This is a genomic window from Shewanella sp. 0m-8 (assembly GCF_052977265.1).
Genome location: NZ_JBRIMB010000075.1, coordinates 1 through 12,474 on the forward strand (window position 1 = coordinate 1; position 12,474 = coordinate 12,474).

General features: G+C 43.1%; 12 protein-coding genes. 6 read left to right on the plus strand and 6 right to left on the minus strand.

Translation table 11 applies throughout. The annotated features are described in order from the left end of the window. Positions 1-1,007: 1,007 nt before the first annotated feature. Complete coding sequence (locus tag ACVBIO_RS20845) at positions 1,008-1,694, minus strand: DUF2057 domain-containing protein (RefSeq protein ID WP_447173354.1); 687 nt, start codon at positions 1,692-1,694, stop codon at positions 1,008-1,010. A gap of 166 nt (positions 1,695-1,860) precedes the next feature. Here ACVBIO_RS20845 and ACVBIO_RS20850 point away from each other — a divergent pair, with 166 nt between their 5' ends. Both ACVBIO_RS20850 and corA read left to right on the plus strand, forming a co-directional pair. Continuing rightward, positions 1,861-2,226, plus strand: coding sequence for a hypothetical protein (locus ACVBIO_RS20850; protein ID WP_447162653.1), 366 nt, complete (start codon positions 1,861-1,863; stop codon positions 2,224-2,226). 108 nt (positions 2,227-2,334) lie between these two features. Beyond that, positions 2,335-3,282: a magnesium/cobalt transporter CorA gene (gene corA / locus ACVBIO_RS20855; RefSeq protein WP_447162654.1), complete on the plus strand. Its 948-nt coding sequence runs from the start codon at positions 2,335-2,337 to the stop codon at positions 3,280-3,282. Between the two features lie 137 nt (positions 3,283-3,419). Here corA and ACVBIO_RS20860 read toward each other — a convergent pair whose 3' ends face one another. Beyond that, positions 3,420-3,749 carry a DUF3135 domain-containing protein gene (locus ACVBIO_RS20860; protein ID WP_447164476.1) on the minus strand — a complete coding sequence of 110 codons (330 nt, stop codon included), beginning with the start codon at positions 3,747-3,749 and terminating at the stop codon, positions 3,420-3,422. A gap of 279 nt (positions 3,750-4,028) precedes the next feature. Beyond that, positions 4,029-5,285, minus strand: coding sequence for an HD-GYP domain-containing protein (locus ACVBIO_RS20865; RefSeq protein ID WP_447164477.1), 1,257 nt, complete (start codon positions 5,283-5,285; stop codon positions 4,029-4,031). 107 nt (positions 5,286-5,392) lie between these two features. Here ACVBIO_RS20865 and ACVBIO_RS20870 point away from each other — a divergent pair, with 107 nt between their 5' ends. After that, the gene (locus tag ACVBIO_RS20870; RefSeq protein ID WP_447169815.1) at positions 5,393-6,085 is read left to right on the plus strand and encodes a 2OG-Fe(II) oxygenase; all 693 of its coding nucleotides are present in this window, start codon (positions 5,393-5,395) and stop codon (positions 6,083-6,085) included. A 3-nt stretch (positions 6,086-6,088) separates the two neighbouring features. Here ACVBIO_RS20870 and ACVBIO_RS20875 read toward each other — a convergent pair whose 3' ends face one another. Then, positions 6,089-7,441, minus strand: coding sequence for an ATP-binding protein (locus tag ACVBIO_RS20875; protein WP_447162658.1), 1,353 nt, complete (start codon positions 7,439-7,441; stop codon positions 6,089-6,091). After that, positions 7,432-8,106 carry a response regulator gene (locus ACVBIO_RS20880; protein WP_447162659.1) on the minus strand — a complete coding sequence of 225 codons (675 nt, stop codon included), beginning with the start codon at positions 8,104-8,106 and terminating at the stop codon, positions 7,432-7,434. The genes ACVBIO_RS20875 and ACVBIO_RS20880 overlap by 10 nt, the downstream gene beginning before the upstream one ends. Positions 8,107-8,390: 284 nt before the next feature. Between ACVBIO_RS20880 and ACVBIO_RS20885 the strand changes: the two genes are divergently transcribed. The 3 genes from ACVBIO_RS20885 (at position 8,391) to ACVBIO_RS20895 (ending at position 11,566) form a co-directional block, all read left to right on the plus strand. After that, a complete protein-coding gene (locus tag ACVBIO_RS20885) occupies positions 8,391-9,245 on the plus strand; it encodes a putative selenate ABC transporter substrate-binding protein (protein WP_447162660.1) in 855 nt (284 codons plus the stop codon). A 4-nt stretch (positions 9,246-9,249) separates the two neighbouring features. After that, positions 9,250-10,014, plus strand: a complete 765-nt coding sequence (locus tag ACVBIO_RS20890; RefSeq protein WP_447173355.1) for an ATP-binding cassette domain-containing protein — start codon at positions 9,250-9,252, stop codon at positions 10,012-10,014. Between the two features lie 61 nt (positions 10,015-10,075). Further along, positions 10,076-11,566, plus strand: a complete 1,491-nt coding sequence (locus ACVBIO_RS20895) for a PhnE/PtxC family ABC transporter permease (RefSeq protein ID WP_447173356.1) — start codon at positions 10,076-10,078, stop codon at positions 11,564-11,566. Between the two features lie 43 nt (positions 11,567-11,609). Here the strand turns inward: ACVBIO_RS20895 and ACVBIO_RS20900 are convergent, their stop codons facing one another. Continuing rightward, on the minus strand, positions 11,610-11,954 hold the full coding sequence (locus tag ACVBIO_RS20900) for a hypothetical protein (protein WP_447162663.1): 345 nt from the start codon (positions 11,952-11,954) through the stop codon (positions 11,610-11,612). Positions 11,955-12,474: the final 520 nt, after the last annotated feature.

A 12,474-nucleotide genomic window follows, 5' to 3' on the forward strand; every position in this document is an offset into this window, starting at 1 on the left:
GTAGTTCAGTTGGTTAGAATACCGGCCTGTCACGCCGGGGGTCGCGGGTTCGAGTCCCGTCCGCTCCGCCAACATTACGATAAGCCCTGCTAGAGATAGCAGGGCTTTTTCGTATGCGTATTTCAAAGAAAAATTAAAGCGAAATGCGTAAGCACTTTGCTAAAGGAGCGATAGTTCAGTTGGTTAGACTCTTTACTAGAAATAAGCGGCCTGTCACGCCGGGGGGCGCGGGTTCGAGTCCCGTCCGCCCCGCCAACATTAAGACGAAAGCCTCTGCAGTAATGCAGAGGCTTTTTTTGTTTTGTAATATTTGTTAATTTAGCCGTGACGTCGCGGATGAATCCGCCCCAGCTACGCTTCGCGTTCGTAAGCTCACAGCTATCGCTGTACTCACCCACAAACATTACGATAAGCCCTGCTAGTAATAGCAGGGATTTTTCGTATCTGTTATTTAAAGAAAATTTCAATGATATGCGTAAGCACTTTGCTAAAGGAGCGGTTACTCTCAACCATCCATGGGTTTCGTGACATTTTTGCATCCATGCACTTCGTAGCTCAGTTGGACTAAGATTGTTCCAGACAATCTCTAGAATTCACTTCATCCATGGAGTTCTTAGGGCATTTCATTAGAGTTAGTCGGGCCTGTCACGCTGGGGGCGCGGGTTCATCTCTTGATAAGATCAAGACCTCCCCAGCTTCGCATTCATAAGCTCATCGCTACGAGACATTCACCCACAAACATAAAGATGAAAGCCTATGCACTGCTTATTGAAAAGAATGCAGAGGCTTTTTCGTTTAGCGTCAATAATTCTTTTAAAATAGATAGTCCGCCCCAGTTTAGCTAAAACTAGGCGCTCGTGAGCATGTGGCTATCACTGTACTTACCCTCAAGCATAAAGATAAAAGCTTCATATTTCGATGAGACTTTTTCCGTTTAGGCGCTACGATAAGCTACAGCAGTTGTTTATTTTATTAACCTTAACACTTAGACGTTATTGCTCAGTTTATTATTGATTTTCGATGCGCTTTTTAAACGCTTTACGTGTTGCGTCATCGGCCTGGCTATACCAAAAATCAAGCATTTGACCGACATTTATCTGATTATTAGGCTGAGCGGCTGTAGCTGTAGCTGTAGCTGTAGCTGTAGCGGTTGTAGGACTAGATGCCTGCGCTGCAATTATCGCTGGGGTTACGGCTTGCACTGTTGCCTCTGGGGGGGCTTGTAGCTTAAGAGAGGCGCTTTGCTGAGTCAGATTGTACGCTGCCATCTCTGTTTTATAGTCACGACCTAGTTGTAAGCCGTCTTTAATTAACTTTCCTTGCTCGAAATTAATCACTTGTTTATTAGCATCTTCCAATGAGATTTGTGGTGATTGGTTGAACTTATCAGCAGCACTATTAGAGCGAATTCTTGGTAAGGTTAACGAAAGCTCAGCATTCGTTTCATCGAACTTAATGATGATTACGTCAGATTGAAACTGAGTTTGGGAACCTTGCTGTTGATAGCGTCCCTGATAGCGAAACGCAATCTGATTCGTGCCATTGTCTAGTTTAAGTGTTTCATGGCCACTAGTTTCTATACCATTGACGAGGATGAGTTCTGAATTAGATGGCATAGACAAGGTCACATCAGCCAATGCTGACGAACTTAACAATAAAACAGAACTACAAGCTGCGGCATAATAACGATTCATCTGGGATCCTAATATGGTGTAATGTCTTCTTTATAGCAGAATAATGTTAAAGTTGCATAGTAAGATGATTTTATTACTGACTTACGTCGTAATGCTTGGATATTAGTAACAGTTTATCTTGTTATATGCGGGTATAATTGCCCTAAACACCGCAGAGGGGAAGCAAGTGCTCACTAAAATTTTAATCACCTTACTTATCATTGCTGGCGCGATGGTTTATATCCGTAAACCGAGAGAAAAAGGTGTCCGAGCGAGTACAAAAGAGTTAGGCAAGAACATGAAACTTCGGCTTGGTGCTTATGTGCTCGTCAGCTTATCTCTCACTGCGTCAGCTGCCTATTGGTATTGGGATTGGAGTGATGGTAATAAAGTTGTCAGTGTAACGATAGTGTCACCTATGAGTGAGGAAACCGTAGTTTATCAAGTTAGAAAGAAGGATATTGCTAGCAATGAGTTAACAACTGTTAACGGAATTCGCATTAGATTGTCCAATCAGGAAAGAATTATCGTTGCTAATACGGTAAATAAGTAATATTTGTGCACTTTATTATGCTTTGCCCTTTGTAATATGACGTTATAGGTTAGAATAGCCCAAATTTTTTGTTCAGAATATTTGCTATAAGCGTTTAAAGGAGGAGCTATGATTACAGCCTATGCCTATGAGGATCGTAAACTTACGATTATTGAATTGAGCATCAAGGATAGTATCCCTCCCAGTATTATTTGGCTGGACCTATATAAACCCGATGAACATGAAAGAGAATGGTTAAGCCATTTTTCTGTTGAAGATGTGCCGGATGAAGAGGATATCAATGAGATTGAGGCTTCTGCGCGTTTTTATCAGAATAATGATGGATTACACATCAACTCTTTGTTTCCACAGCGTGCAGGGCAAGATGTTAAAGGCGTAAACGTCTCTTTTAACTTACGCAAAAACTTTTTACTGACAATCCGTGACGAAGATGTGGGACTTATCCGCTTGCTGCGTAACTACCTGAGACTGGGTAAAATCGACGCAACTACACCTGAAACTCTCTTGCTAGAGCTATTTAATCTTAAAGTCGATTATCTTTCAGACCTGATTGAGGACGTATATACCGTACTTGAAAACGTCAGTGAAGAGGTGTTTAAGAATGAAGAGCTTGATGATGTGTTTAAGCTGATCACCCGCCAAGAAGATTCAAACGGCAAAATTCGATTAAGTTTGCTCGATACCCAACGTTCGTTAAGGTTTATGCAGAAGCATTATCGTGGCCAATTGACCGATGATGAGTTAAAAGATCTGCGTGAGATGCTGTCAGATATTGAGTCTTTGATGCCTCATAGTCAGTTTATTTTCGACAAGCTGAACTTCTTACTCGATGCCGCTATGGGTTTTAGTGGTTTGCAGCAAAACAAGATCATTAAGATCTTTTCTGTTGCCGCCGTGGTATTTTTACCGCCAACAGTGATAGCAAGCTCCTACGGCATGAACTTTGTAAATATGCCTGAGCTTGACTGGAAATTGGGCTACCCAATGGCGATTGCAATGATGTTTGGTAGTGCTGCGGGAACCTATTTTTTCTTTAAACGAAAAGGTTGGCTATAGTTTACTCTGCAATAGCTAGCAACCACGCTATTGAAGAAAGAAAGAAAGAAAGAAAGAAAGAAAGCTCGCAATCGCGAGCTTTTTTGTGCCGATGTCACCTACCCATGGCATGTTGTTTAAGGTCGCGATTAACCTTTCTAGTCTTTTTTACCCTTTTTAGTCTTTTGCTGAAAGGGGACCACATCCGCTTTATTTTGAAAGAACAGTTCAGGTTGAGAATACACCTGATTTAATAGCGCAAGTTTTTTAAACATCAGCTCGCTAACGACTTGGCAACGTTGATAAGGACTGTTGCAGAGCGCTAAGCGTTTGTCTAAGTGATCAAGCAAACAGGTGAGATTGGCTTGGTTCGCTTTACTGCTTTGGGCGATGGTTTCTTTGCAAAGGTGTTTTTGTAGTGCATCTAGTTTTTTTGGGGCATTTTCTGCAAGCCATAATAATCGGTCAAAACTTGGAAGTTTAGTCATAATAACTTCCTCCAGCGTGATAACTCATTCTATAAAACTAGTCAGTTAGCGCTAATAGGGCAAGAAACCTGCAATATGCTGGCTATTTTAAGCGGGTGGTTATACCAGTCAATAAAGTCATTAATCCCCATTTTTGTTAGATATATATCTTGTGCGGGGCGGTTTTACGTCGAGTTACAACGAAAGAGAATTATTTTTCAGTGTATTACGCAAAGATATCGCCCTAGCTTGCAGGAATGTTAATTCCTACTGAAAGGGCTGATATTTATTGGACTAATATTACTTTTCTGCACCAAAGAAGTAGCTGATCTTCTCCCTAGGGTTTAGGTACTTAATCACTTTTTCCGGAAGCGCTGCAACAGGTAAGCATCGGACGATGCTTAAGCCCTCATTGGCCAGGTCGACAATAGGTGCTTGCTCTTTGGGTACGGTGGGATCATATACCAACACCCGTGGTAACAGTAGTTGGCTTAAGTTGACCGACATCACCATGGCAAACTGACCCGAGGCTAGCTCAACAATACTGCCAGGCGGATAAATACCGAGCATCTTGACTAAGCGACTAATCACTTGCTGATTCAGCTGTGACTGATAGTTTTTATACAGATAACCGAGGGCTGAATAAGGCGTCTTGGCTTTTTTACTGCGGTCAGAGTGACATAAATTATCGTAGGTATTTATGGCACAAACCAACTGACTTAGCTTATCTAAATCTGTTTCTTTTTTACCTTTAGGTACACCCGAACCGTCTAAAAACTCGTGATGGTTTAAGATGATAGGCAATGCTTCTTTAGGAAAGTTATCTGCGGCAATTAATAACTCAGCGCCCATTGCTGGGTGTTGATTAAAATATATCTGTTCTGCATGAGTAAAAGGCGTGGCCTTTCGCAGCAGTTGAGTCGGAACCTTGAGTTTGCCTATATCATGAAATAGTGCGCCCATTCCGACGAGCTCAATGTCTTTTCGGCTCCAAGCTAACTCTTTGGCAATGAGCATGGACAGTACGGCCACATTCAGCGAGTGATAATAGATCCCTTCATCACTTTTGGCGTCAGACATCAAATGAAGTACTAGCTTATCGTCAGTGAGTAATTGATTAACAACACCATGAATGAGCTCTTTAGCTTCATTGACCGCATCAAGCGGGCGATTACGCAGTTTACCGATGAGGCTTCTCATCATGGCAACGTTGCGGGTGAAGTGTTTTTCAGTCTTCTGTAAATGGCGTCTTAACGATTGCTGGGCTTCGATGCTTTTGGCTTTTTGTTGATTTAGCTCGCCAGATAAGCGCTCAAGGTTATTGTCAAGAATGCTTGTCGCTTGTTTAGCTTCAATGCAGGAAAGCGGTTGGGTGTCGCTACGCTCCGGGCGAAGGTAAACAAACTCTATACCAAGATTTTTAATCAATTCAATCTGAGCTTGTTGTTTTATTTTGAAGCTATTGAATATGAAAGGGTGATCTTTCCACGCAATCGGTAACTGAACAAAGTTACCGATCTGCAACTGTGCTACTGCGACTTTACAACTATTCGTCATGGGTATTTTATCGAACGTATCCTAATTTGCTATTTTAACTCAAGTTATATAATTTACAATTACTTAACTGATAAATTTACACATATTGCTAAACAGAGAAACTTAAAATGGACTTCATTGAAATATACCCAAATGCGATCCCTGATGACTTTTGCGATGAGTTGATAAGCAAGTTTAATACGCACTCAGGAGTAAGGGCTGGCCGAACTGGTGGTGGAGTTGATGAATCAAAAAAACGCAGTTTCGATCTTATGCTCGACTCCCATGAAGACTTAGCGCCGCTGAAGAATAAACTGCTCGGTTATACGCTATCTTATGCAACCCAATACTTTGACAAGTATGCGATGGCGCTAATGGGCGCCGTCGCCGTGAATGTTGCCGACGAACAAGGTCAGTCTGTCACGTTAACCCCAGATAACTATGAGCGCTATGGCAAGAGTCGTGCGGAGGCCATCATTAAGTATTTGTACCGCAGTGGCAGTATCAATATTCAAAAGTATCTACAAGCTAAAGGCGGTTACCCCCACTGGCATTCAGAGCAGTTCCCCCAAGTAAGTCATAACGAAGCCTTACACCGTGTGGTTCTGTATATGTTTTATTTGAATGATGTTGAAGAGGGCGGAGAGACAGAGTTTTATTATCAGAATAAGCTGATTAAACCCAAGAAAGGCACTATGGTCATCGCCCCTGCAGGCTTTACTCATTCTCATCGGGGAAACATTCCCAAGAGTCACGATAAGTATATCGCGACCTCTTGGATCATGTTTAATCGCGCCGAACAACTCTATAGCGCTGGCTGATATCTAGATAGGGATCGAGATCCTAAAACAGGCGCCTTCGAGCTTGGATGTTTCGATACTTAGGCGTCCGCCATAGCTAATGACAATCTCATTACACACCGCAAGGCCTATGCCTTGACCGGGCTTTTGAGTATCGGCGCGCACACCTCGCTCAATAATATTCTGACGAATACTCTCTTCAACACCCGGACCATCATCTTCAACCACTAACTCAAACTCACCAGCATCGTTATAGTACGATGACACTTTTACTGTTGAAATACATAGCTTAAAGGCATTTTCCATCAAGTTACCGCAAAGTTCCATTAAGTCGCCTTTATCACCTGGGAACACATGTTCAATAGGAATAGCGGCTTCAAATTGAACTTGTTTGTCGCGGTACACTTTAAATAGCATCTGCGCCAATTGGTTAACCAAGGGGGCAATTTGGGTCTGCTCTTGTTTAAGGCCTTTACGGCCTAACATGGCACGCTTCAATTGATATTTAACCAATTGATCCATTTGGCTGACTTGTTCCATAATCTTCTCGCTGCAAGCCTCTTTATCAAGAGTACGATCATCGGTAATAGCATGTACTGCAGCTAACCGTGTCTTAAGGCTGTGAGCTAAGTCGTTCATTGCATTTTGGTATCGCTGTTGCTGGGCGCTCGATTGCACTAACAGTTGGTTTAGCGCTTGGGTCACTCCCTCTAGCTCTACTGGGTAGCCATCTGACAACGATTTAGCTTTACCATTGTTGATCGAGTTCAACTCATTTCTAAGCCTGACTAAAGGTCGCATTCCCCAATAGGCAGCACTGATCAAAAGCACTAATGCAAGCGCGAGTACGAAGGCTAAGCGAACATAGGTTAGGCGACTAAACTTACTGTATTCCTTTTCAATTTTCTCAGCATCTTTTAATACCAATAGATTGTATTTGTTACTGGCAATATCGAGTGATAATAAGTAGACAAAGTAACCTTTATTATCGGCTAAGGATAAGTAATAGGGCGGAGAGGTGTCTCTTATTTCGTTAAAGCGCTCGCAGGTATCAAATAGGCCACGATCGACCGCTAATGATGAAGTCCATACTTGATTGAAGGTACTATCACAGCTGGCGATAATATATCGTTGAGTTGCGCTATTTTCTTCGAGCCATTCGTCGCTGTTGTCAGGAATAAGGTCATGTTCCCTCAGTTCTGCGGCGACATTGGGGATCTCTGCAATAAGCTGCGCGGTCTCTTCGTTGTAACTATTTTGCGCGTGGAGGATATTAACCATCCACGCTAAGCCAAAGCCTACTAGCGCAATAATTGATAACGATGTGAGAAACATCCGCGTGAGCAGACGTTTCTTAGGTTTGAATCCTAACTGCATGGTAGGTTGAATTTATAGCCCTGACCACGAATGGTAACAATGGGATTTTCGAGGCCATCTTTAGTGAGCTTTTTACGAAGACGGCTAACCATCACTTCGATTGTGTTTGGATCACCTTCTTTGTCACCGTAAATCACATCGAGTAAACGCTGCTTAGCGACGACTTCATGACAGTGGCGCATCAGATACTCAAGAATAAGGTATTCAAACGCGGTCACTTCCATAGGCTGACTGTTAAGGCTGACTTGCTTTGCTGCCAGGTCGATTTCTAGTGGTCCGCTAGTTATCTGTGGTTTGACAAAGCCTGCGCTGCGGCGAACCAGGGCATCGAGGCGTGCCACTAACTCTTCTTTTTGAAACGGTTTCACCAAGTAGTCATCGGCGCCAGCATTTAAGCCTTCAACCTTGTCTTGCCAATTCACACGAGCAGTAAGAATGAGAACGGGGGCTTTAAGGCCATTATCGCGAAGACTTTGAATTAGGCTGATCCCGTCTTGATCGGGTAAGCCTAGGTCGATAATAGCCACATCGATAGGATAATTTGTTGCTTGGTAAAATCCCTCTTTGGCTGTTAATGCTACTTGCACTTGATTACCTAACTCACTCAGTTGCACTTTGAGGTGGTGAGACAAGATAGGGTCATCTTCAACAACTAATATTCGCATAGTCACAATATCCTTGAATTCAATACTGATTAGTTTACGCAGAATTATGCTTACTGCCAACTAGGTGTTTCTTAGTAGAACAAGCTTACGCTTTATATACTTAACCAAGGCTGAACTTAGTGATGCACCTGGTTTGGATGTTGTTTATTTGAACTAAAGAATGATATTTGCCTATAAAATACAAAAAATACCGAATTAGACGTTATTTTGTGTCGTTTTTTCTGGGTTTATTGCTGCTTTTTCGTTAAGGTTACGTGAAAAATTACCCGCAAAAGGATTAAAATATGTCGCTTGTAAGGCGATTTACAGTGCTAGTGCTACTGTTATTAACGCCAAGTGTGATGGCGACTACGTTTACGTTTACAGCTATTCCAGATGAAGATGAACGTCAATTACGGACTCGCTTTGATAAAATAGCCACATACCTTGAAGAAAAGCTCGGTGTTGAAGTTAAATATATCCCAGTAAAGTCTTATTCTGCAGCGGTAACGGCTTTTCGTAACAATCAAGTGCAACTGGCTTGGTTTGGCGGACTGTCTGGTGTACAAGCTAGGCGTTTAGTGCCGGGTTCTGAGGCAATTGCTCAAGGCTACGAAGATCAGTTTTTTAAGAGCTACTTTATTGCCCATGCATCAACAGAAATTGTACCTAGCGACAACTTTCCAAACTTAAACGGTTACACCTTCACCTTTGGTTCAAAAAACTCGACCTCTGGCCGCTTAATGCCGCAATTTTTTATCGAGCGAAACTTAGGTAAAAACAGTAAAGATGTGTTCAAGCGCATAGGTTACTCAGGTGATCACAGCCGCACAATTACTCAGGTTCAAGCGGGTGTCTATCAAGTTGGAGCTGTTAATTACAAGGTATGGGAAACCGCATTAGCCAACGGCAAAGTGGATCTTAATAAAGTGAATGTGATTTGGGAAAGTCCAGCTTACCCTGATTATCAGTGGACGATTCGCGGTGACGTTGATAAAGAGTTTGGCCCAGGCTTTGCTGCAAAAGTGGAGTCGGCGCTCATTGGCATGACCGATCCTCATCTGTTAAAAAGCTTTCCTCGCCAGTCATTTGTCCCGGCTGAGAATCAAGATTATGAGCCGATAGAAGATGTGGCTAAAGCAATAGGGCTGATAGACTAACCTCATGTTAGCGCTAAAAGATGTCGTTATTCAGTTTGGCGATAAAGTGGTTGTAGATCTTGAGAGCTTAGTCATCAGCAAAGGTGAAAAAATTGCCATTATTGGTCGTTCCGGTAGTGGCAAGTCGACCTTGATAAATCATATTTATGAACGATTACGGTCAAGCTCGGCGCTATGTTCACAGCGACAAGGTTTAGTTGAGAATTTAAGTGTGTTTCATAATATTTTTATGGGGGCACTTAATCGCCATCGCTGGTATTACAATCTATTGAACCTTGCTTATCCATTGCACCAGCCGTTAAAAGAGGTTAACCAAATTGCCACCGAACTGGAACTGGACTGCTCACTAACGAGTCCAGTTTCAACCTTGTCGGGTGGGCAAAGGCAGCGTGTGGCACTGGCGCGCGCCTTATATCAACATCAAACATTATTTATTGGTGATGAGCCTTTTTCTGCGCTCGATCCTGTTATGGGGCAACGCTTGTTAAGCCATGTTTTAGCCTGCCACAGTACGGTGGTAATGGTTTTGCACGACATGGATATGGCCTTGACCCATTTTGACCGTGTTATCGGTTTAAAAGAGGGCAGAAAAGTACTCGATGTGTCTGCAAGTTCTCTGGATGTCGATACGCTAGAAGATTTTTATCAAGATAAGTTAGCTACAGACTCTGCTGCGCACGCTTTATTTAACCGTCATTCAGCTAACAGTTCAGGTAACAGTTCAGCTTGTACAAGCGCTTCGCTACAAAGCGACGCTAAACATCTTTAGTTTGCGCTCCCACAATCGCTCGAGGTTTAGTCTGTTTACCTTTGTTGGTTACTGGCAAAAAGTGACCTTGCTGCTATGGCTGATAACCTTTATCTGTTTTTATGCCGCGGATACCGAAATTATTGCCCTAGATCCGTGGGCAGAACTGTTATTGATTGCTAAAGGTATTGCCGCGCCGGATTTCTTTGCCACTGAATACCTACTCGATGCGTTATGGCAGACCGTGAGTTTTGCACTGCTAGGCATATTCTTAGCGCTGGTGTGGGGCGCGCCCGTATCCCTTATCTACCACAAGCCTTATATTGCCGCCATGTGTGCGTTTGTTCGCTCTATTCATGAGATTTTCTGGGCACTGCTGTTTTTACAGATTTTTGGTTTATCACCATTGACCGGTATTCTTGCTATAGCATTGCCATACGGGGCAACCTTTGCCCGGGTCTTTAGTGATATTTTGCAGCAAGCTCCCACCACAACCTTGCAAACTTTCCCCAATCAGACTGACCGAATTAGCCGATACTTTTATGGTCGAGTTGCACATGTTTTAGTGCCTATTCGAGCCTATGTACGTTATCGGTTTGAGTGTGCATTGAGAAGTAGCGCAGTGTTAGGTTTTGTCGGTATGCCGACCTTAGGTTTTTATCTTGAATCAGCATTTCGCCAAGGTCATTATCATCAAGGCGCTGCTTTACTAATGCTATTTATTGCCTTGATAGGCACTATTCCATATTGGGGGCGTATAAAATTACTGCCGATTTATTTTATAGTCGCAATATGGGCATTGCCAACCATACCTCATGTTGATGGTGGGCTTATTTGGCGTTTTCTAAGCCAAGATATTTTGCCGCCCATGTTTCAAGACTCTTCGCTGCAAAGTCATGCATATCAAAGTGGCGCGATTTCAGGCATGGCGTTACTGAGCCAATTTGTTGATTGGTTAAGCAGGTTACTCAGTGAGCAAGCATTACCCGGTGTGATAGCAACGCTATTACTCGCTTTAGCTGCACTGGGCATGAGCCACCTGTTTGCGCTAATAGGGAGCGCGGTGAGTGACAAACGCTTAAGTGGACGCTTTATCGCTAATATTAACCGGCTGGGATTATTGGTACTGCGTTCTGTACCAGAATATATATTTGCCTTCGTGTTTATGCTTTTGCTAGGGCCGTCAATGTTGCCAGCGATACTCGCTTTGGCAATTCATAACGGTGCGCTTATTGCGTACTTAACCATTCGGCACGCGGACGATGTCACGGTATCGGGCCATTTTAATGGCAGACTCGATGGTTACGGCTATGAAGTGCTGCCTGCAATATACCCCAACATGATGGCGTTATTGTTTTATCGTTTTGAGGTGATATTAAGAGAAACCGCCATTTTAGGCATGTTAGGCATCGCCACATTGGGGTTTTATATCGACAGTAATTTTGAAGAGATCCGCTATAACGGCGCATTAGTGCTGATGTGTGTAACAGCTTTGGTCAATATAGTGGTTGATATCTTGAGTCGGCGTATTTTGTACAATAAAAACAAAACGCAGCTAGGGTGTGCTCATTAACAATAAAGCGTTGTAGGAGCTAGCTGCGTTTTTGATAGATCTGTTAACTAAAGATGTTACGTTGCTTGCGTTTTTCGATGATGCCATTACCACACCAAGCCGCTAAAAGCGTAAAGGCAATAACACCCGCCATAATAGCACTCAGGCGATACCAAGGCGCGTCAGCCAATATTCGGGTTTGAATGTATTCAAAGCTACTAACTCCCCACACTAAAAATGCCGATACGACTAAACCCACTTGCAGTAATCGAGTCGCCCAATGGGTTTTAATAAACAGCAATAATGGACTTAGGGCAAAAGCAATACACGCCTCATTTTGTCCAAAGCGTAAAAAGTGTGCGCCGATAAGAAGATAAGCTAAACAGATAAGAAGGATCCGCCACCACATGAGACTCTACCTTTGAAATGATACTTGTGGTGTAGAGCTTACGTGAAAGTATAAGCGGTATTCTATAGGCGGCTTCACAATAATGACATTTAACCAGATTAGAAACACTGAAGCCAAGCATCAGACAGAAGCATCAGATAATACACATCGCATCAGAGCTGTACCTTATTCATACTGAGCCATCTACCACTACAACTTATCGCGGATACTTGCGAAAAACTTTGAGTTTACCAACTCACTTTTGGACAAAAGTTTGTCGGCGCTTGCCGCTGAGCTAAATCTAAAGCCAAATCAATCAAACTTCGTTTGATAAAGGTCGTGAGCTTCCAGCTCACACACGGCCAAGAAGGGGTCTACAGCAACCCCCTCTTGGATCACCCCTGCCGCCCCGACGAAGTTACATGCATTAGGTACGGGCCTCATACTTATGGATAAATCACTACCGCTTCCGATGGGGCATCCTGCCCCGCGAAAGCTACGCCGACATCCCTGTCGGCATCACGCGATTTATTCCAACGTA

Bases quoted from the DNA above. Each gene is read 5' to 3' on its own strand.
- ACVBIO_RS20845 (WP_447173354.1), bottom strand. From the start codon at position 1,694: ATGAATCGTTATTATGCCGCAGCTTGTAGTTCTGTTTTATTGTTAAGT.
- corA (WP_447162654.1), top strand. From the start codon at position 2,335: ATGATTACAGCCTATGCCTATGAGGATCGTAAACTTACGATTATTGAA.
- ACVBIO_RS20860 (WP_447164476.1), bottom strand. From the start codon at position 3,749: ATGACTAAACTTCCAAGTTTTGACCGATTATTATGGCTTGCAGAAAAT.
- ACVBIO_RS20865 (WP_447164477.1), bottom strand. From the start codon at position 5,285: ATGACGAATAGTTGTAAAGTCGCAGTAGCACAGTTGCAGATCGGTAAC.
- ACVBIO_RS20870 (WP_447169815.1), top strand. From the start codon at position 5,393: ATGGACTTCATTGAAATATACCCAAATGCGATCCCTGATGACTTTTGC.
- ACVBIO_RS20875 (WP_447162658.1), bottom strand. From the start codon at position 7,441: ATGCAGTTAGGATTCAAACCTAAGAAACGTCTGCTCACGCGGATGTTT.
- ACVBIO_RS20880 (WP_447162659.1), bottom strand. From the start codon at position 8,106: ATGCGAATATTAGTTGTTGAAGATGACCCTATCTTGTCTCACCACCTC.
- ACVBIO_RS20885 (WP_447162660.1), top strand. From the start codon at position 8,391: ATGTCGCTTGTAAGGCGATTTACAGTGCTAGTGCTACTGTTATTAACG.
- ACVBIO_RS20890 (WP_447173355.1), top strand. From the start codon at position 9,250: ATGTTAGCGCTAAAAGATGTCGTTATTCAGTTTGGCGATAAAGTGGTT.
- ACVBIO_RS20900 (WP_447162663.1), bottom strand. From the start codon at position 11,954: ATGTGGTGGCGGATCCTTCTTATCTGTTTAGCTTATCTTCTTATCGGC.